General features: G+C 71.6%; 20 protein-coding genes and 2 pseudogenes. 12 read left to right on the top strand and 10 right to left on the bottom strand.

Going from position 1 to position 18,923, the window contains the following annotated elements:
- Positions 1-69: 69 nt before the first annotated feature.
- Positions 70-492 (bottom strand): TOBE domain-containing protein, encoded by a 423-nt coding sequence (locus tag ACLQ2V_RS27710; protein WP_425721576.1) that lies wholly within the window; start codon positions 490-492, stop codon positions 70-72.
- A 424-nt stretch (positions 493-916) separates the two neighbouring features.
- Here ACLQ2V_RS27710 and ACLQ2V_RS27705 point away from each other — a divergent pair, with 424 nt between their 5' ends.
- On the top strand, positions 917-2,491 hold the full coding sequence (locus ACLQ2V_RS27705) for a glutamate synthase-related protein (protein ID WP_425721574.1): 1,575 nt from the start codon (positions 917-919) through the stop codon (positions 2,489-2,491).
- Between the two features lie 40 nt (positions 2,492-2,531).
- Here ACLQ2V_RS27705 and ACLQ2V_RS27700 read toward each other — a convergent pair whose 3' ends face one another.
- The gene (locus ACLQ2V_RS27700) at positions 2,532-3,314 is read right to left on the bottom strand and encodes an inositol monophosphatase family protein (RefSeq protein ID WP_425721572.1); all 783 of its coding nucleotides are present in this window, start codon (positions 3,312-3,314) and stop codon (positions 2,532-2,534) included.
- Between the two features lie 87 nt (positions 3,315-3,401).
- Positions 3,402-4,070, bottom strand: a complete 669-nt coding sequence (locus ACLQ2V_RS27695; RefSeq protein WP_425721570.1) for a DUF6308 family protein — start codon at positions 4,068-4,070, stop codon at positions 3,402-3,404.
- Between the two features lie 379 nt (positions 4,071-4,449).
- On the opposite strand from ACLQ2V_RS27695, the gene ACLQ2V_RS27690 reads away from it, so the two are divergent.
- Positions 4,450-5,574: a hypothetical protein gene (locus ACLQ2V_RS27690; protein ID WP_425721568.1), complete on the top strand. Its 1,125-nt coding sequence runs from the start codon at positions 4,450-4,452 to the stop codon at positions 5,572-5,574.
- A gap of 165 nt (positions 5,575-5,739) precedes the next feature.
- Here the strand turns inward: ACLQ2V_RS27690 and ACLQ2V_RS27685 are convergent, their stop codons facing one another.
- Positions 5,740-6,180, bottom strand: coding sequence for a nitroreductase/quinone reductase family protein (locus ACLQ2V_RS27685; RefSeq protein ID WP_425721566.1), 441 nt, complete (start codon positions 6,178-6,180; stop codon positions 5,740-5,742).
- Between the two features lie 155 nt (positions 6,181-6,335).
- On the opposite strand from ACLQ2V_RS27685, the gene ACLQ2V_RS27680 reads away from it, so the two are divergent.
- The gene (locus ACLQ2V_RS27680; RefSeq protein ID WP_425721564.1) at positions 6,336-7,568 is read left to right on the top strand and encodes a trypsin-like serine peptidase; all 1,233 of its coding nucleotides are present in this window, start codon (positions 6,336-6,338) and stop codon (positions 7,566-7,568) included.
- A gap of 116 nt (positions 7,569-7,684) precedes the next feature.
- Positions 7,685-7,920: pseudogene (locus tag ACLQ2V_RS27675) on the top strand (response regulator transcription factor); the annotation flags it as partial.
- 482 nt (positions 7,921-8,402) lie between these two features.
- On the opposite strand, the gene ACLQ2V_RS27670 reads toward ACLQ2V_RS27675, so the two are convergent.
- The gene (locus tag ACLQ2V_RS27670; RefSeq protein WP_425721562.1) at positions 8,403-9,101 is read right to left on the bottom strand and encodes a hypothetical protein; all 699 of its coding nucleotides are present in this window, start codon (positions 9,099-9,101) and stop codon (positions 8,403-8,405) included.
- Between the two features lie 12 nt (positions 9,102-9,113).
- Positions 9,114-9,779, bottom strand: coding sequence for a DJ-1/PfpI family protein (locus ACLQ2V_RS27665; RefSeq protein WP_425721560.1), 666 nt, complete (start codon positions 9,777-9,779; stop codon positions 9,114-9,116).
- Between the two features lie 116 nt (positions 9,780-9,895).
- Between ACLQ2V_RS27665 and ACLQ2V_RS27660 the strand changes: the two genes are divergently transcribed.
- From ACLQ2V_RS27660 to ACLQ2V_RS27645, 4 genes are all read left to right on the top strand, one after another.
- Positions 9,896-10,858 (top strand): GlxA family transcriptional regulator, encoded by a 963-nt coding sequence (locus tag ACLQ2V_RS27660; protein ID WP_425721586.1) that lies wholly within the window; start codon positions 9,896-9,898, stop codon positions 10,856-10,858.
- 14 nt (positions 10,859-10,872) lie between these two features.
- Positions 10,873-11,520, top strand: coding sequence for a dihydrofolate reductase family protein (locus tag ACLQ2V_RS27655; protein ID WP_425721558.1), 648 nt, complete (start codon positions 10,873-10,875; stop codon positions 11,518-11,520).
- Positions 11,513-11,836 carry a hypothetical protein gene (locus ACLQ2V_RS27650; protein WP_425721557.1) on the top strand — a complete coding sequence of 108 codons (324 nt, stop codon included), beginning with the start codon at positions 11,513-11,515 and terminating at the stop codon, positions 11,834-11,836. The genes ACLQ2V_RS27655 and ACLQ2V_RS27650 overlap by 8 nt, the downstream gene beginning before the upstream one ends.
- Positions 11,837-12,056: 220 nt before the next feature.
- Entirely contained in the window at positions 12,057-12,587 is a 531-nt protein-coding gene (locus ACLQ2V_RS27645; protein ID WP_425721555.1) for a hypothetical protein, read from the top strand.
- Between the two features lie 46 nt (positions 12,588-12,633).
- Here the strand turns inward: ACLQ2V_RS27645 and ACLQ2V_RS27640 are convergent, their stop codons facing one another.
- Positions 12,634-14,295, bottom strand: a complete 1,662-nt coding sequence (locus ACLQ2V_RS27640; RefSeq protein ID WP_425721553.1) for an FAD-binding protein — start codon at positions 14,293-14,295, stop codon at positions 12,634-12,636.
- Between the two features lie 110 nt (positions 14,296-14,405).
- On the opposite strand from ACLQ2V_RS27640, the gene ACLQ2V_RS27635 reads away from it, so the two are divergent.
- The 3 genes and pseudogenes from ACLQ2V_RS27635 to ACLQ2V_RS27625 form a co-directional block, all read left to right on the top strand.
- A complete protein-coding gene (locus tag ACLQ2V_RS27635; protein WP_425721551.1) occupies positions 14,406-14,909 on the top strand; it encodes a TetR/AcrR family transcriptional regulator in 504 nt (167 codons plus the stop codon).
- Between the two features lie 284 nt (positions 14,910-15,193).
- Positions 15,194-15,385 carry a hypothetical protein gene (locus ACLQ2V_RS27630; protein WP_425721549.1) on the top strand — a complete coding sequence of 64 codons (192 nt, stop codon included), beginning with the start codon at positions 15,194-15,196 and terminating at the stop codon, positions 15,383-15,385.
- Positions 15,386-15,470: 85 nt separating this feature from the next.
- Positions 15,471-15,656, top strand: a pseudogene (locus tag ACLQ2V_RS27625) (transposase); the annotation flags it as partial.
- 163 nt (positions 15,657-15,819) lie between these two features.
- Here ACLQ2V_RS27625 and ACLQ2V_RS27620 read toward each other — a convergent pair.
- On the bottom strand, positions 15,820-16,401 hold the full coding sequence (locus tag ACLQ2V_RS27620) for a TetR family transcriptional regulator (protein WP_425721547.1): 582 nt from the start codon (positions 16,399-16,401) through the stop codon (positions 15,820-15,822).
- 89 nt (positions 16,402-16,490) lie between these two features.
- Between ACLQ2V_RS27620 and ACLQ2V_RS27615 the strand changes: the two genes are divergently transcribed.
- Positions 16,491-17,360: an SDR family oxidoreductase gene (locus ACLQ2V_RS27615; RefSeq protein WP_425721545.1), complete on the top strand. Its 870-nt coding sequence runs from the start codon at positions 16,491-16,493 to the stop codon at positions 17,358-17,360.
- Positions 17,361-17,552: 192 nt separating this feature from the next.
- Here ACLQ2V_RS27615 and ACLQ2V_RS27610 read toward each other — a convergent pair whose 3' ends face one another.
- Positions 17,553-18,239 carry a hypothetical protein gene (locus ACLQ2V_RS27610; RefSeq protein WP_425721543.1) on the bottom strand — a complete coding sequence of 229 codons (687 nt, stop codon included), beginning with the start codon at positions 18,237-18,239 and terminating at the stop codon, positions 17,553-17,555.
- Between the two features lie 27 nt (positions 18,240-18,266).
- Positions 18,267-18,674, bottom strand: coding sequence for a hypothetical protein (locus tag ACLQ2V_RS27605; protein WP_425721541.1), 408 nt, complete (start codon positions 18,672-18,674; stop codon positions 18,267-18,269).
- Positions 18,675-18,923: the final 249 nt, after the last annotated feature.

Raw genomic sequence — 18,923 nt, 5'->3', positions numbered from 1 at the left:
AGGGGCCGACGTGGGGGCCGCCGTGCAGGCCGGCGTGGGCGTGGGGGCCGGGGCCGGCGGGGCGGGCGGTCACCCGCCGGGCCTTCCGCGCGCCGGCTGCGGGGCCGGGCGTTCCACCACCACCGTGGTCGACTTGATCACCGCGACGGCGACCGAGCCGACCCGCAGGTCGAGGTCGTCGACGGCCTCGCGGCTCATCAGCGACACGACCCGGAACGGCCCGGCCTGGATGTCGACCTGGGCCATCACGGTGTCCTTGCGCACGGCGGTGACGATGCCGCGCAGCCGGTTGCGGGCCGACGACAGCTCCGTGTGCTCCTCGGGCGCTGCGGCCGCGGCGCGCACGAACCCGGCCAGGTCGACGCCGTCGAGCACCCGGTGACCGTGCGCGTCGCGGGTCGCCGGGAGACGGCCGGCGTCGACCCAGCGCCGCACCGTGTCCGCGCTGACGCCGAGCAGCTCGGCCGCCTCGCCGATCCGGAACACCGTCACCGGGGCACCCTACCGCGCCGCCGCTGCGACCCGGAACCCTGCCGAGGCCTGGTAGCAGCGACCCTGAGCCCGGTCCGGCCCTCGCGGATGCGCCGACGGCCCGTCTCGGCCGGGACCGGCGGCAGCGGCACCGCCCCCGGAGTCTGCGGCTGACCGGGAGGGGGCGCTGACCGGGGAAAGGCGATCGCGCAGCGTGACGGGCCAGATGTCCGCTCCTCGCCGCGCCCCGAGTGGTGAAATGGCTGTTCAGTGCCGGTGTTGCGGTGGCGGCAGCAGAGCAAAGGCGGCGAGGTGGCATACCGTCCGGCGCCCCACCCGGCCGGAATCTGACCCAGGGTGAGCAAGCAGGGCGGCACTCGGGCGCACCGCGCGGGACCCCCGTGCCGGTCGTGCGAAATTCGGCCGCCGCGGGGAGACTGTCGGCATGAATTGGGCCCGTCGAGCCGTACCCGCCGTCGCCGCCGCCGTCGCGGCGCTGGCCGCCCGTGACGTCCTGCAGCGCGACCACGCGCTGCTGCGCAACTTCCCGGTCATCGGCCGGGCCCGGTACCTGTTGGAATCGATCGGGCCGGAGCTGCGGCAGTACATCGTGGCCGGCAACAACGAGGAGCGGCCGTTCACCCGCGACCAGCGGCGCTGGGTGTACGCCTCGGCGAAGCAGGAGAACAACTACTTCGGCTTCGGCACCGACAACGACATCGAGTACACCGCCGGTTACCCGATCATCAAGCACCGCACGTTCGGCCGGGCGGTGCCGCCGTCGTCGCCGACCGCCGGGCACGACGTGCGGCTGCCCTGCGCGAAGGTGCTCGGGGCGGCGCGGGGGCGGGCGCGGGCGTTCCGCCCGGAGTCGGTGGTCAACGTCTCCGGGATGAGTTTCGGCTCGCTGTCGGGCAACGCCGTCGCCGCGCTCAACCGGGGGGCGGCGCTGGCCGGGTGCCTGCAGAACACCGGCGAGGGCGGGCTGTCGCCGTACCATCGGCGCGGCGGTGAGCTGGTGTTCCAGCTCGGCACCGCGTACTTCGGCTGCCGTGACGACCGGGGCCGCTTCGACCTGGCCCGGCTCAAGGACGTGGTGGCCGGTGCGCCGGTGCGGGCGCTGGAGGTGAAGCTCAGCCAGGGCGCGAAGCCGACCCTGGGCGGTCTGCTGCCCGGGGCGAAGGTGTCGGCCGAGATCGCGACCACCCGGGGAATCGCCCAGGGACGCGACTGCGTCAGCCCGTCGCGGCACGCCGAGTTCTCCGACTGCGACAGCCTGCTGGACTGGGTGGAGTTGCTGGCCGCCGAGACCGGGCTGCCGGTGGGGATCAAGTCCGCCGTCGGCGACCTCGACTTCTGGACGGAGCTGACCACCCTGATGCGCGACACCGGTCGGGGGGTCGACTTCGTGACCATCGACGGCGGCGAGGGCGGCACCGGCGCCGCCCCGTTGATCTTCACGGATTCGGTGTCGCTGCCATTCCAGCAGGGCTTCTCGCGGGTCTACAAGGTCTTCGCCGAACGCGGGCTGCACGAGGAGGTGGTCTTCGTCGGCTCCGGCAAGCTGGGCCTGCCCGACAACGCGGTGGTGGCGTTCGCGCTGGGCTGCGACATGGTCAACGTGGGTCGGGAGGCGATGCTCGCGATCGGGTGCATCCAGGCGCAGAAGTGCCACACCGACACCTGCCCCACCGGCGTGGCCACCCAGAACCAGTGGCTGGCCCGGGGCCTGGACCCGGCGCTGAAGTCGGTGCGCGCGGCCAACTACCTGCGTACGCTGCGGCGGGACCTGGTCAAGGTCGCGGAGGCGTGCGGGGTGGAGCACCCGGGGCTGATCGACGCCGACACGGTGGAGATCCTCAACGGCCGGACCTCGTCGACGCCGCTGCGCGAGGCCTACGGTTACCGCCCCGACTGGGGGATGCCGTCGACCGCCGACCGCAAGGAGATCATCCGGCTGATGGCCCCGGAGGCGCCGCAGGGCGGCACCGCCACCCCCTCCCCCACCGCCGTCGGCTGACCGCCGCCGCACCCCTCGGCCTCGATCGGGGGGGCTGCCGTCAGCCCAGCGCGGCGACCCGGGGGCGCAGGTCGTCGATCAGGTTCGGGGGCGCGGCGAGCACCCGGCTGCCGCTGACCTCCACGGCCGCGCCGGCCTCGGTCGCGATCACCAGGCCCGCCGCCCAGTCCCAGGGGAAGGCGCGGTCCTCGACGTACGCGTCGCAGCGCCCGGCGGCGATCCAGGCCAGGGCCAGCGCGGTGGAGCCGAGCATCCGCACCCCGCGCACGTCGCCGGCCAGGTCGGTGACCACGGCGGCCTGGACCTTGCGGTGGGCCACGTCGTAGGCGTACCCGGTGGCGAGGATGACCTGATCCAGCCCGAGGTCGGCGGGCCGGACCAGCGATTTCTCCCCCAGGTATGCGCCGCGCCCCCGCACCGCGTGGAACAGCTCGTCGTGCACCGGGTCGTGGACCACCCCGACGACCGGCCGCCAGCCGGAGGGGGTCTGCTCCTCGCAGCCCACGCTGACGCAGAAGAACGGGATCCCGGTCAGGTAGTTCACCGTGCCGTCGAGGGGGTCCAGCACCCAGCGCAGCCCGGAGCGGCCGACCCGGTCGCTGCCCTCCTCGGCGAGGATGCCGTCGTCGGGGCGGCGTTCGTGCAGCAACTGCACGATCCGCGCCTCGCTGGCCCGGTCCGCCTCGCTGACCGGGTCGGTGGGGGCGCTCTTGTAGTCGACCCGGCCGTGGTCGCCGAAGCGCCGCAGCAGTTCCCGGCCGCCCACGCGCGCCGCCTCCTCGGCGACCCGCCGACAGTCGTCCAGCTCGACGTCACTGACCATCACGCTCTCCTCGCCAGGCTCGGGGACGGAAAGATCGTCGCACCGGCCTGGGCGCGGGCACCAGCGGTGGGGACGCGGGCGGCGTGGTCAGCGCAATCCCGGGCAGCTTTTCTTCAGGTGCTCACCCCGGTGGCGCATCCAGAACACCACGTCGAGTGTCCGCAGCCTGCTGACCGGTTCCGGCAGGTCGGCCCTGGCGTGACACTCGTCGAGGCGCTGGCGCAGGACGCCGTCGTCGGCACCGAGCAGATCGTGCAGCCACTGCCAGAACTTGGTGCCGGTGCCGAACGCACATGAGACGACACCGTCGTAGACGGGCACGAGCGCGGGCCGCTTCCGGGCGAGCAGCTTGCCGGCGATGACCCACTCGATCCCGGGCAAGCCTCTCAGCAAATGCCAGGCGAGGTCTGCGGGCCCATCGGGCGCGATCAACGGCAGCGCCTTCTCGTCGCCAAGTTCGACAGCGCATGGGATCGCGGCCAGTTGCGCCGAGAGCCGGCGCCCTGGCTCTCCCTGCAGAAGGTCCAACGCCGTCTGGGGTGGAATGCGTACGCTCAGCAGCTCAATCGCTATCAGGTCGTCGGCGGTGATCACATTTGCCACGTCGGCTCGATCGCCACCGCCGGCGTGGCGTTCGAAGTAGGCACCGGTATACGGCTGGTGGCCGGGCGCGCCGAAGTAGCGCTGCAGGTCACTTGTGGTGCGTGGATCGTCCAGCAGGACCAGGATTTCCGCGAGCGTGAGCGGTCGCCTCATCGTTCAGCCCCCAAGGAGTTGATCATCGTGGGCATGCTACATCGATTCCGATGTGGAAACAGCGCGCCCTCGACAGATCACGAGTCGGATTCACGACGCCGCTTCACTGGTGATCGTCTACGCTGCGAGACGACGCCTACTCTTCGGCAGCGGACGTAATACGTGTGATCGTGGTCGACCAGTAGGCCCGTTGCTCACCACTGTTTTCGCATCCACGGGCATCCCGGCACGGAGCGCCCATCGATCTAATCGCTGCCAATTTCCGGCCTCGATGACAGTCGGAGGCAATATGAGATTCAGGCGGAGCAGGACTCGTCAGGATCCTGGAGAGCCTGGCCCTACCCAGCGGGCCCTATGGCCGGTGGTGTTGGCGGTAGCTTTGCTGGCCCTGCTCCTCATGACCGTCCGCTGGGTGCTGGTGACCCAGGGGATCCTCTTCGGCTCGTCGAGAATCGCCCTGGTCGATATCGTCATCAGCGCCATGGTGGTCATCACCGGTACGGCGTTGTACCGGCAACGCGTGCGGTTGCCCACCGGGGAAGGCATGCCGTCCACGCTCTTGACCACGGCCGTCGCGGTCCTGGGTCTACCCGCGGTGATCGGCGGGCTGCTGAATTTGGTCGCTCCCGCCACTCCGGGAGATCTTCCCCTGCCCGCCTGCGCCACCGTCCAGACCTATAAGACTCCCTATCGGGCTACCACCACAGGCCCCAACGGCAACTTCGCACGCTGGGGTCCAGGACTGAGTTTCACCCAGAGTGACCGCTTCAACAAAGGCTGCGTGCTCGGCTTCAGCGGTTACTGCATCGGCGATCCGGTGAAAGACCCGCAGGTGGACGGCTGGAGCGACACCCGCTGGCTGCTGACGGCCCGGCACGGCGAGGAACCAGCTCGCACGTTGGCCCGCTGGCTGTCCGACGAGTCCCCGCACAAGCGTTTCGTCTCCAGTTCCTACCTCGCTCCGCAGAGCCCCAACTCCGCACTCGATTACCTCGGCGACGACCAGTGCACCCATGGTCTACCTCAGCCCGGCAAGGCCGTGCTCACCACGAGGGCCATCCCTGACGAATCCGGTAGAACGCCACCCCACGTCGTCGGCCTGGTCGCACGCGCACCACACGCGTTCAACATCGGCTTCGCCCTCTCGCTCTCCGATCCCACCGCGCTGGAAGCCGGAACCCCGCTACGGCAGATCCCCGGTAGCGGGGCCGTCACGTCCGACGGTTCCTTGAGCGTGCAGTGGGACACCTCAATTCTTCGCGGGCACCTGCGCAAACAGCGGATCGCTCCGGTGACCGTGACAGTGCTCGCCGTGCCGTGCCTGGACCCCCTTGCCCCCGCCGGTTCGGAGTCGCTGACGACGCTTGCCTTCTCGATTCCCACGAACCCCGCCGGCACCGTCACCCGCGTCCCCGCTTCCGCCCTGTCGAAGGAGAACCAGGATCGCCTGCTCACCCTGGCCTGCGACACGGAACTCAGCACGCCCCGTAAGCCTGCGGCCTAGTTGTCAGCACTGCCGGTCGCGCCGAGTCACCACCTTGACCCGCACTGCCCCGCCGAAAGGCTGGGTCTCTGCCCGGCGGCCATCGGGCCAGGCCGGGTGCCGGTCGGAGCCGCCGGGCAGGATCGACGCGGACACATGCACGAGTCGGTGCCTGCCCCTGCGGCGTCAGGCCGCGACGGTGGTGCGGGTCAGTTCCAGCACCGGGATGGTCCGGATGCCCTCGGTCTTGCGGCCGTACTCGGCGAAGACCGCGGACCGGCGCGCCTGCTCGTCGAAGATCCGGTCGCGCTCGGCGCCGGTGAGTTCCCGCACGACGACCTGGTACGTCTCGGTGCCCCGCTCGACGGTTGCCGCCCCCGCGGCGGTGAGGTTGTAGTACCAGGCGGGGTTATCCGGGGCGCCGGCCTTGGAGGCGAAGATGTAGATGATGTTCTCGTCGGCCTCGTGCGGCAGGTACGCCAGCGGGCTGACCGTCTCCCGGCCGGTCTTGCGCCCACGGTGGTGCACCAGCACCAACGGCGTGCCGGCGAAGGTACCGCCGACGCGGCCGGAGTTGGCCCGGAACTCCTCGACGACCTTGATGTTCCAGTCGCTCACCGTGCTCATCGTGCTCCTTCGTCCACGTGTCCGTCCACTTCAGCCTACGCAGGTCGACGACGTGGGGCGACAGACTCGAAATCTATCGGGATATTTGCATGTGTCGATCTATTCGGGTATGAAGGCGGGAAGCACACCGAGCGGTGGGCTTGGGAGGAGCGACGATGAAACGAACCCTGCGCCGTCTGCGGACGGCGGCGGTCGCGCTCGGTGCCTGCACGCTGGGGCTGAGCCTGCTGTCGGTGCCCGCCGCCGAGGCGTACTCGGCCCAGCCGCTCGCGCCCGAGTCCCAGCGGGCACCCGAGGCGGAGCAGTTCTCCGCCGAGGGCGTCACCACGGTCGGCGAGCTGCGCACCGTCGCCGGCTCGCCGTCGACCGCCCAGGACGCCCGGACGCAGATCATCCGGCACCCCGGCGCGACGTACGTGAAGGTGCACTTCAGCGCGCTGCGCCTCGCCGCCGGCGAGTACGTGACCGTCGCCAGCCCCGACGGCCGGGAGAGCTACCGCTACGACCGCGAGCTGAACCGGGCGACCGGCTCGGACTTCACCACCGACGGCGCGCCCGGCTTCTGGGCGATGTCGATCGACGGCGACACCGCCGTGGTGACGCTGCACGGTTCCAGCGCCTCCCGCGCCGGCGTCGCCACCGTCGACCGGTTCTGGCGCGGCTACGACCAGGCGGAGATCGCCCGGCACAACTTCTCCGCCCAGTCGGTGTGCAGCACCGACGCCCGGCGCGACGTGGTCTGCTACCAGAGCAGCCACCCCACCGAGTACGCCAAGGGCCGGGCGGTGGCCAAGCTGCTGATCAGCGGCGGCGGGGCGTGCACCACCTGGCGGGTCGGCAACACCAACCGGATGCTGACCAACAAGCACTGCTTCTCCACCCAGTCCGCCGTCAGCGGCAGCGAGATGCAGTTCAACTACCAGTGCGCCACCTGCGGCGGGTCGAACCCCGGCGCGGGCACCAAGGTCAGCGGCGCCACCCTCTACAAGGTCAGCAGCGGCGGCTCCAGCGAGCTGGACTATGCCCTCTACTCGGTGAACAACTTCGCCAGCATCCAGGGCTTCGGCACGCTGTACCTGGCGACGACCGCCACCACCAACGGCACCCGGATCTACATCCCCGGCCACGGCGACGGCAACCCGAAGCGACTGTCGATCTACGAGGACACGCAGAACGGCACGACGTGCAGCGTGCGCAACGCCAACTACAACACCTCGAACATCAGCTACAGCTGTGACACCTCCGGCGGCAACTCCGGCTCGCCGGTGCTCAACGGCAGCCACCGCGTGGTCGCCCTGCACCACCTCGGCGGCTGCCCGTCGAACCAGGGCGCGAAGGCCCACCTGATCTACAACCAGATCTCCACCCTGATCGACAACAACGGCTGACGACTGCGAGCACGGCACCGGGCCGTCGGGGCGCGACGCGCGCCTCGGCGGCCCGTCGTCAGCCGCACCCCCGGGCCACTGCGGATCCGGCCGCCGGGGGCGCACCGGGCGACGTGGGGCTGACCCCACGCGAGCGGGAGGTGCTGCGCCTGATTCCGGCGGCGAGATCGCGGCGCGACTGGTGATCAGCCAGGAGACCATCAAGACGTACGTGTCGCGCATCCTCGCCAAGCCGCCCTGCTCATCTCCTCCTGGTGATAGGCCGCCTGCAGCGCCGCGCGGGTCGCGGTCGGCGCCGAGAGCCAGCGCAGCAGGTTGCGGCCGTCGCTGCGGGGGGACGTGCCGGGAATGAGGTTGACCACCCCGAGCAGCGCCGCGAGGAGCGCTGCGCCGAAGAGCGCGACGCGTGTCGACGCCGTCTCCGCCGCCGCCGTCGCGGTGCCGAGGGCCGTGGCGGTGCCCAGGTTCGCCAGCGGGCCACCGAGGTAGAAGAGGACCATCCGCAGCGGCAGCGCGGTCGCCGACAGCTCCGGCCGGACGGCCACCTCGCTGCGCCACCCAGTGAGAGGCGCGATCCGGACCGCGACGACCGGCAGCCGCAGCAGCTTCGCCGCGACGAGGTGCCCGCACTCGTGCAGGACGACGTGCACCCACAGCGACACGCAGGTCAGGCCAACGGGGACGATCGCGTCTGTCACAGACTCGGTCACGAAGAGCGCGAACGCCATTGCCTCGAAGACCAACAGGGCGGCGGCCACGATTAGCCGTCGGCGGGCAGGGATCACCGGAGGACGATACGTCAGCCGCTGCGGGCCGGGCCGGGCGCGAGCGCCGTCACCCGTGAAACTCGAAGATCGTCTGGTCCTCGCGCCGCTCCCCCACGTAGAGAGGGCTGTCGTCGGCGCACTCGGGCAGGCTCCAGTCCGGCGTGGCCCGCAGGGGGAAGCGGTCGTACACGCTGGGGGTGCCCGCGGGCGGCTCGGCCTCGGTGACGGCCGTGCCCGCCGGCACGTGGAGCACGTGGCCGCCGTCGGGCACGATGTGCGTCTTCGAGAAGAAGACCAGGGTGCCGTCGGCGGGCAGCCCCAGGTCGAGCGTGTCGCGGGGGATCGCGGCGAGGTCGACCGACGCCAGGTGCACGGTTTCGGCGGGCCAGGCGACCGACGCGGGCAGCGCCGGCCGGCCGCCGAAGTGGCCGACCACCGGCCCGTCGCCGCCCCGCTCCAGGTGCAGGCAGGGGCGGGCCAGGCGCAGCCACCACGCGATGTCCTCGTCGGACATGTCCTCGCGGGCGGCCGCCCGGAACAGCTCCAGTTCATTCACCGCCGCATTCTGGCAGAACCGTCCATTCCCGACGGGTGCCGGTGACCGTGCTGCGGGGCAGCCGCCCCGCGCGGGAGTGCCCGGCCAGGGTGTCGCCGTCGACGCGGTGCCGGCGAGCCGGTCGCCCGCGTCGACGAAGACGTACGTGGCGGTCAGCGTGCCGATGGGAGTCTTCAGGCGGACGTCCCAGGTGCCGATGATCGGGTGCACGGGTGCGCTCCTTCAGACCGTGACGGGGGCGTGGCCGGCCGCGCGCCACACGGTGCCACGCCGCTCGTACTCGAAGAGGGTCTCCACGGCGTGCGCGACGCGCGGGCCGAACTCGCGTTCCAGGATGTGCAGCCCGAGGTCCAGGCCGGAGGTGACGCCGCCGGCGGTGACCAGGTCGCCGTCGTCGACGACCCGCGCGGGCACCGCGCGCGCCCCCGTGGCGTCGAGCAGATCCATGCCGAGGACGTGGGTGACCGCGTGGCGACCCTCGATCAGCCCGGCCATCGCCAGCGCCAGCGACCCGCCGCAGACCCCCGCCACCGTCACGTCGGGGTTGTCGAACGCGGCGCGCAGCGGCGGCACCGCCGTCGAGGCGGCGAACCGGGCCAGCAGCACCGGGATGGTCACCGCGCCCTCGTCGGGGTCGCCGACGGTGGGGCCGGCGACCCCGGGCACCAGCACGTAGCCGGGCCGGGCCGGGTCCAGCGGCGCGGTCGCCCGCAGGGCCAGGCCCCGGGTGCCGCCGACCACCTCGCCGGGGCCGTCGGCGCAGACCAGCTCCACCGACAGGGCACCCCCGGCCGCGTCCCCACCGGCGGCGAGGACCTCGAAGGGGGCGACGACATCCAACGGGTCGAACCCGTCGTACAACACGATCTGCACCAGCATGGCCATCATCCTCGGCCGGCCCGGCAGGGGCGGCCAGTGGCACGATTGCCAGTGTCCGCCTGTTTCCTGCCACGCCCTTCTCCCGCCCTCCCCCCGCCCCGAGGATGGTCGCCGTGCACACCGTGATGGTCCTGGCGCTGCCCGGCACGATCTCGTTCGACCTGGCCACGCCGATCGAGGTGCTGGGCCGGGTGCGGCTGCCGGACGGCCGGCCCGGCTACCGGGTGCTGGTCTGCGGCAGCGAGCCGGTCGTCGACGCCGGGCCGCTGCGGCTCGCCGTCGACCACGGCCTCGACGCGCTCGCGGGCGCGGAGACCATCGTCGTGCCCGGCCGGTACGACCCGAGCGCGCCCGTGCCCGGCGCGGCGCTGGACGCGCTGCGGGCCGCCGCGCACGCCGGCGTCCGGATCGCCTCGATCTGCGTGGGCGCGTTCACCCTCGCCGCCGCCGGGCTGCTCGACGGCCGGCGGGCCACCACCCACTGGGCCGCCGCCGCACGGTTGGCGGCGGCGTTCCCGGCGGTGCGGGTCGACCCCGAGGTGCTGTACGTCGACACCGGCCAGATCGTCACCTCCGCCGGGGCGACCGCCGGGGTGGACATGTGCCTGCACCTGGTGCGCCGCGACCACGGGGCGGCGGTCGCCGCCGACGCGGCCCGGCGGGCGGTGGCCCCGCTGCACCGCGACGGCGGGCAGGCGCAGTTCATCGTGCGCCCCGGCGGGCACGCCGCCCCAGCCGGCCTCGGGTCCGTGCTGCAGTGGCTGGAGGCGCACGCCGACGAGCCGCTGACGCTCGCCGACGTGGCCGCCCGCGCCGGGCTGAGCGTGCGTACGCTCAACCGCCGCTTCCACGAGGAGACCGGCCGCACCCCGATGCAGTGGGTCACCGGGGTGCGCATCCGCCGCGCCCAGGAGCTGCTGGAACGCACCGACCACGGCGTCGACCGGATCTGCCACCTCGTCGGCTTCGCCTCGCCGGCGCACTTCCGCGCGCAGTTCAAACGGCTCAGCGGGGTCTCGCCGCAGGCGTACCGCAGCACCTTCCGCGCCCGGCCCCGCGCGGTGCCCGAAGATTCCGGACGGCCGTGAGAGGATCGGTCCTCATGGGTCTCATCCACATCGAACTGTTCACCACGCTCGACCTGGTCGGGCAGGCGCCCGGCGGCCCCGACGAGGACCCGGAGGGTTTCCCGTTCGGCGGCTGGCAGGTGCCCCTGTTCGACGAGGTCTCCGGCGGGCAGATCGCCGCCTCGTACGAGGGCACGGACGCACTGCTGCTGGGCCGCCGGACGTACGACATCTTCGCCGCCCACTGGCCGCAGCAGGAGGGCGGCCAGGACGACGACATCGCCACGCTGTTCAACCGCATCCCGAAGTACGTGGCCTCCCGCGGCACGCCCGACCTGTCGTGGGCCGGGTCCACCCAGCTCGGGCCGGACCTGGTCGCCGCGGTGCACGAGATCCGGGACCGCCACGAGCACGTGAAGGTCGTCGGCAGTTTGAACCTGGTGCAGACGCTGCTGCGGGAGCGGCTCTTCGACCGGCTCAACCTCTGGGTGTTCCCGATCGTGCTCGGCGTCGGCAAGAAGCTCTTCGACGGGGGCGCGGTGCCCACGAACGTCACCCTCCTCGCGCCGCCGGTGGCCAGCCCGACCGGGACGGTGCACCTGAGCTACGGACTCGCCGAGGGCACCCCGTCGACCGGGGACATGAACAATCCATCCGAGCGCGGTGCCGGGCGTAATGACTGACCCCACCGGAGCGGATCCGACCGTGGCGGACGAGGCGGCGGTCGAGGTCACCGCCCTGGCGATCAACGTCGTGATCCCGGAGCACCTGCGCTGGACCGACACCCGGCGCGGCGAGGAATTCCGGCTGATGACGCTCAACGTTCGGCTGCTGCCCGACGGGCGGCTCGCGGCGAAGGCGTACGGCCGGCCGATCGCCGGTGGTCGGGGCACGTACGTGTCGTTCCCGGTGCCGGACCGGCCGGAGTTGACCGCCCTGGTCGACGCCGCCGCGCGGCGGGCCGGCGCGCTCTGGGCCGCCCACCGGGGTCTCGGCTGACGGGTCGGGGAGCGTGCTGCTGGGCCTCCACCGCCCGCGACCGGCGGGGGCTCCGCCGTCCGGCGGGGGTTGGGCGGTGTCCGGGGCACAGAGGCACGCCGGACGGGGGCAATGTGCGCGCCGCACGGTCGATGTGACGTTCACCGGGGGCGGCCGGATACTTCTCGTGCTCGATCGAGCGCCCAGGGTGACAGTCCTGGGCCTGCTGACAGGAGAAGACGTGTTCAGACGCACTGCTACCGTCGCCATCGCCCTGCTGGCCTGCCTCGCCAGTGCCGGCACGGTGGCCGGGCCGGCGCACGCCTGGGATGTCGAATGCCCCGCTGGGGAGTGCGGCGGCGGGGACGGCGGTGGTGGCGGTGGCGGCGGTACGACCCCGCCGTCGCCGGCGTACAACCTGCAGGGCGTCATCCAGAAGGACGACGAGGGCCACGACGGGGCCTGGCCGTACCGCACGGGCGGCATCAAGGTCCGGGGCTACTCCCGGCTCGCCACCTGGGGCAACGACCGGGTGGACGCCGACTACATCAACGTGCGCTGCTACGCCAACGTGCTCGGCTACTCCACGACCGACTACGACTCGGAGAACGGCGGCGCGCTCGTCGACGTGCACTTCTGGTCGCCGATCGTGCCGACCAGCGGGGTGCCCGCCCCGTCCCGGACGGTCACGGTCAACTGCGTCCACCACGCCGTGAAGTACGGCGTCAACTACGACGCGACCAGCACCGCCCAGTTCGTCATCGGCGAGTGATCCGGCGGCGGGGCGGGGCCATGCCGGCCCCGCCCCGCCGTTGCGCTCACGCTTCGGTGCGGGCCATGTGCCGGGCGGCGCGCATGCCGAAGACCACGGCCGGGCCGATGGTGGATCCCGGGCCGGGGTAGGTGCGGCCCATCACCGAGGCGGAGTTGTTGCCCGCCGCGTACAGCCCGTCGATCACCGTGCCGTCCTCGCGCAGCGCCCGGCCGTCGGCGTCGGTGAGCACCCCGCCCTTGGTGCCGAGGTCACCGATGACGACCTTGAAGGCCGTGAACGGCCCCTTCTCGATCGGGCCGAGGCAGGGGTTGGGGTGCACGGTCGGGTCGCCGTAGTAGCGGTCGTACGCCGAGTTCCCGCGCCCGAAGTCGCCGTCGACGCCGGAGCGGGCGAAGCCGTTGAAGCGCTCGACGGTGGCCTGCAACCGCGTCGGGTCCACGCCGATGCGGCCCGCCAGCTCGGCGAGGGTGCGCCCCTTGGCCATGATGCCGGCGGCGCGCATCGCCTTGTTGTTCTTCGGGTCCAGCGCGAAGGTGCGCAGGTAGCGGCGGGCGTGCCGGGTGTCGGCGACCATCCAGTACGCGCCGTCCTTGTCGTGCTCGAGCATCTGGTGGCCGAGGTCGACGTACGACTGCGACTCGTTGGTGAAGCGGTCGCCGTTGGCGTCGACGATGATCGAGTACGGCAGGGAGCGCTCGCCGACGATGAAGGACGGGTCGTGGCCGGCGGTGGCGGCGACGGAGGCGCCCCACCAGGCGTCGTCCATCAGCTCGACCGCGACGCCCACCTGCTGCGCCACCTCGGTCGGGCGGCCGAGGTTCGCCGGGTTGCCGGAGCTGAAGCCGTCGATGCCGTGGTGCTTGCGCCGCAGCTCGGTGTTGCGGTCGAATCCGCCGCCGGCCAGCATGACGCCCCGGGTGGCGCGCACCGTGACGGGCTGCCCGTCGCGGGTGATTCGTACGCCGGTGACCCGGCCGTCGCTGACCAGCAGCTCCTCCAGCGGGGCGTTGAGCCAGAGCGGTGCCTTGTTCTTGAGCACCACCGCGTGCAGGAACGCGGCGGAGAGCCCGGCGCCGATGCCGACGAGCCGCTGGCCGCGCACGACGCCGCCGAGGGCGCGGAAGACGAACTGGGCGCCCCGGACGAATCCGGCGGGGGTGGACCAGGCGCGGCCGAGCAGCCACACGTCGTCGGTCTTGATCGGCATTCCGGCGGGGGCGCTGATGGTCTTCCACCAGTCGCCGATGACCTTCGAGTTGAGCGGCTTCACCTCGATCGCGCGGCCGATCTTCCCGCCGGGCAGCTCCGGGTAGTAGTCGGGGTAGTCGGCGGAGCGGACGAAGACCAGTCCGTGCTTCTCGGCGGTGACGACGAAGTCCTCGATGCCGTCGACAAAGGCTTCCTTGCGCTCGCGGGAGGTGGAGCGCCCGGTGTCGCCGATGGTGGCCTCGAGGTAGGCCAGCGCCTCCGCGCGGGAGTCGCCGACGCCGGCCCGGCGCATCAGGGGGTTGTTCGGCAGCCACATGCCGCCGCCGGACATGGCGGTGCTGCCGCCCCACTTGTCGCTCGACTCGATGATCAGCACGCTCAGCCCCGCGTCGATCGCACCGAGGGCGGTGGCGAATCCGGCCCCGCCGCTGCCCACGACGACGACGTCGTACGAGTGGTCGAACGTGGCGGCGGACTGCGCCGTGGTGTCGGTCATCGCTGATCCCTTCAATCCAACCGGACAAGTTTGTCCGGTTGTTATAGTGCAGCATGCCCTCCAGCAGCGATCGCGTCAATCGAGGCCCCGCCGCAGCCGCTGAGAATCGGTTGGCGATCCTCCGCTCGGCGCGCCGGCTGTTCACCGCGCGCGGCTACCACGTGCCACTGAGCGCGATCGCCAAGGACGCCCAGGTCGGCCAAGGCGTGCTGTACCGGCACTTCCCCACCCGACTCGACCTGGCCTTCGCGGTGTTCGAGGAGAACTTCGCGCAGCTCGAGGCCATCGCCGCCGAGCCGGACGCGGGCGCGTTCGGCCGGCTCTGGGACCGCCTGGTCCAGATGACCATGGAATCCGCCGCGTTCGTGGAAATGGCGGTGGACGCCCGGCGCACCATGCCGGATTACACCGGCGGCACCCGCCTCCAGGCCCTGATCCACGACACCTTCCCGCGCGCGCAGGCGGCCGGGCTGGTCGACCCTCGCCTCACCGTGGACGACGTGCTGCTCGCCCATCGGATGATCTATGGAGTCATCGTCACCGCCGTGGACCCGGCCGAGGTCGGGCAGGCCGTGGAACGCGCCTCGCATCTGCTGCGCCAACCGAGCACATAAGCTCAGCGCCCGGACGTGTCGATCTCAGGCCATCGCCGTGGGCGGCCGGACGAGCCCGGCGACCGCCGCCTCCACCAAGCCCCGCCGCTCGTTTCCGCCAGCGCGGCCGGCGTCCGAGTGCAGCGCCTTAAAGGACCATGAGGCGGCTTCCCAGCTGGTCACCAGTGCCAGCACCATGGCGAGCAGTTCGACCGCCGGTATGTCAGCGCGGATCCGGCCCGGCTCTGCACGGTCGCGCCCTCGTCGCGGCGGGCCTGGGGCCCGTCGTCGCTCGGGAGGTGCTGGTGGCGGAGCTCGACGCCGACATCCCCGGCGCTCTCGGTCGAATGATGCAGCGGCTCAGCACCGCCGGGGTGGAACTCCACGGCCAGTACAGCGACCACGACAACCGTAAGGTGTTGATCGTCGATGCCGTCGACGAGGCCCGCAGAGCACTGGAAGTGCCTGACCAGAGGCAAGAGTTCCTAACAGAATGATGTTGGGCGTAACCGGTTGAACGTGAGGGTCGTTCTGTCTGGACGTGAGGAAGGGTGAGCAGCGCCGTAAGTTGTCTCGGATGACCTGTGGGCCGAGATCGCGCCGCTGCTGCCTGCTCGACCGCCCCGGCGGCGCTGCCACCCCGGGCGTAAGCCCCTGGATGACCGCAAGGTGTTGTGCGGGATCCTGTTCGTGCTCTACACCGCGATCCCGTGGGAGTACCTACCCCAGGAACTCGGCTTCGGGTCGGGCATGACCTGTTGGCGCAGAACTCATGCCCCTGGTCGACAAGATCCCCCGAATCAAGGGCACCGGAGGCAGACCGCGGCAACGACCCGAGCGGATCTACGCCGACCGACCGCCGCGATCGCATTTCCGGCTGGCCGGACGGACCGTGACTGAGACGCGGCCGTGGTGGGGCCCCCGTCGCGCCTCAGGGCCGGATCGTGGGCGGGCGGACGAGCCCGGCGACCGCCGCCTCCACCATGGCCCGCCGGTCGAGGCCGCCGCTCCGGCCGGCGTCCGGGCGCAGCGCCTTCAACGACCAGGAGGCGGTGTCCCAGCTCGTCACCAGCGCGAGCACCATGGCCAGCAGCTCCACCGCCGGGATGTCCGCGCGCAGCCGGCCCACCTGCTGCGCGGCCCGGACCGCGTCGACCTTCGCCCGGTACGCCTCGACCTCGACGGCGATGGGCTGGGACCGCTCCAGCGCCGCCCAGAGGGTCAGCCGGCGTACGTGCGGACTCTGGTCCAGCAGGTCGAACAGCTCGCCGGCGTAGCCGGGCAGGTGATCGGCGTCGAACGGGACCGCCTCCGCCAGCGCCAGCAGGCTGGCGGCGACGACCATGTCGAAGAGTTCTTCCTTGGTCCCGAAGTGCATGTAGATCGACCGCTTGTTGGCGGCGGCGGTCTCGGCGATGCGGTCCACCCGCGCGCCGGCCAGCCCGTACGCGGCGAACTCGTCGACCGCCGCCTGCATGAGTCGGCGCTTGGTCGCGGTGGCATTCGGTGGCATGCGGCCATCATAGGTAACCAACCGGTTGCTTACGTAGAGGGTGTGGGGCATTCTGAACCTATCCAGTTAGTTACATAGAGGGAGTGGCCATGCCCCGCACCTGGTTCGTCACCGGCACGTCCTCCGGCTTCGGCCGGAAGCTCACCGAGCAGCTCCTCAACCGCGGCGACCGGGTCGCCGCCACCGCGCGCCGGGTGGAAGCCCTCGACGACCTCGCGGCCCGCCACGGCCACCGGCTCTGGCGCGCACCCCTGGACGTCACCGACACCACCGCCCTGCGGCAGGCCGTCGACCAGGCGTTCGCCGACCTCGGTCGCGTCGACGTCGTCGTCTCCAACGCCGGCTACGGACTCTTCGGCGCGTTCGAGGAGCTCAGCGACGCGCAGATCGACCGGCAGATCGTCACCAACCTCACCGCCTCCATCCAGCTCGCCCGCGCCGCCGTGCCGCACCTGCGCCGCCAGGGCGGCGGGCGGTTCGTCCAGGTCGCCAGCGTCGGCGGTCAGATCGCGTTCCCGGCCATGAGCCTCTACCACGCGACAAAATGGGGCATCGAGGGCTTCTGGGAGTCCGCCGCCGCCGACCTCGCACCCTTCGGCATCGGCGTCACCATCGTCGAGCCCGGCGTGTCGCGCACCAACTTCGGCGCCGGCAGCGCGGTGCTCGGCGCGCCCATGCCCGAGTACGCCGACGGCCCCTCGGGGCAGTTGCGGCGCATGCTCTCCGGCGAGCTGCCGCCGCTGCCCGCGCCCGGCGACCCCGCGAAGATCGCCGCCGCCATCATCGCCTCCGTCGACCGGCCCGACGCGCCGCTGCGCCTGACGCTGGGCTCCGATGCGTACGCGCTGGCAACCGCCGCCCTGCGGGACCGCCTCGCGGCCCTGGAAGCCGGCCGCGACCTGGCCTTCTCCACGGACGCCGACGTGGCCGACGACGTGGCCGCCACGGTCGCCCTCTGAGGGAGCGCCGCGCCCACGGGCCGCGTCGCCCGACTCGCCGACCCGGCCACGGTCACCTTCCCCCGCCCGCGACGAGGCTATCGCGCATCGGGCGGCAGCGCTGCGAGCAGGAGTTCCGGGGGCCCTGGCGGGGTGCCGGGCTGCGGGTGGGAATGCTCCTGCGGGTCCTTTGGAGCTGATTCGTTTACGACATCATCCGCCCGGGCAGTCGTGGATGCCTTCGGAGACCGGCTGCCAGGCACCGTGGTCCTCGCGGGCGCTCAGCCGGTCCGCCTCGCGGGCGGCACGCACCAGTTGCTCGGTCGTGCAGGCAACGGCGGCCAGGAACACCGCGCCGACGTGCCGGCAGAACATGGGGCCGTAGTCGAGGGGTCGCAGCGGCTCGTCCGCGAGCACGGCCAGGTCCGCCACGCGCCAGCCCAGCGGCCCGGCCACGGCCTGCAGTTGCGAAAGCCGGTGGTTCCTCCCGCCCAGCATGCCCCGGATGGTGCTCACGGAGAGCCCGACGAATGGGAACTCCCGCACCCCGAAGCCCCGGTTACGCATGAGGCCCTGCAGGACGGCCGGGAACGGATCCGGGGCTGCCGGATCGCGGGCCGGCGCAGGCTCTTGGGTGGTGCCCTCGCGTGGGAGCGCGAGCAGGAATTCGCCAAGGGCCGCCAACTGTGGATGGTTGCAGTACGTCACCCGGTAGGCGAAGCCGCGCATGACGTTGCTGTCGCGCTCCGGTGGCAGCAGGTGCCCCGGCACCGGATGGCCCGCGACCACGAGCACGTCGGCCACGGGCAGGTGGAGCTCGACGGCGTGCTCCTCCAGACGCCGCACGTCGCATTCCCGGCCGCTGGCCAACAGATCGCGCAGAATCCGCGCTCGCGTCATGCCGAGCACCGTACGACACCCGACAATCTACGAAGAGGTACGGCGTCGTGCCGTGTCTCCGCCGAAGGAGATGCCGCCGTGGATTTCACGGGCTTGCACCACCGGCCCGCTGACGTCGCCGGAAATTGAGTTCGCCACGCCGCCCGTGTCCGCTGTGACGACCGCGTCGGTCCGCTCCCATCGGGCGCGAAACTCTGCGCCGAACGCCGGATCGCGTAGTGCCTCGTGATCCAGCACCTCGGCGAGGCGACGGGCTGCGTCCTGCGACGGATGATGCACGATCCCCTCGATCACGTCCCGCGCCCCGGGCTCGCGACGAAAGCGGTCACGCAGGAAATCAACCAGCGCAGACACCGCCTGCCGGCCACCCTGAGCGAGTTCGGTGGTCGTCCACGCGACGATCGTCGTGGCCGCAGTAACCATCAGTGGGTCCATCGCAGGCCTACCTCCAAGCGTCCGATTTCCGACCAACACGAAGATCATCGCAATAGACGGTGAAGCTCACGGAGCACACGCCCCGAGCCACAAGAACAGACAGACCGTAACCGCTTGTTCGGCCGCCACGCTACGCACTACTGTCCTCACTGGTGGCGCGGTCCAGCAGTCTACTTACAACTCCTAACTTAATGATGTTGGGCGTAACCGGCTGGACGTGAGGATCGTTTTGTTTGGACGTGAGGAGGG

The organism is Micromonospora sp. DT233 (assembly GCF_049841815.1).
Classification (GTDB): domain Bacteria; phylum Actinomycetota; class Actinomycetes; order Mycobacteriales; family Micromonosporaceae; genus Micromonospora.
The sequence above is the reverse complement of the archived record's forward strand: the minus strand, read 5'-3'. Positions and strand labels throughout refer to the sequence as shown.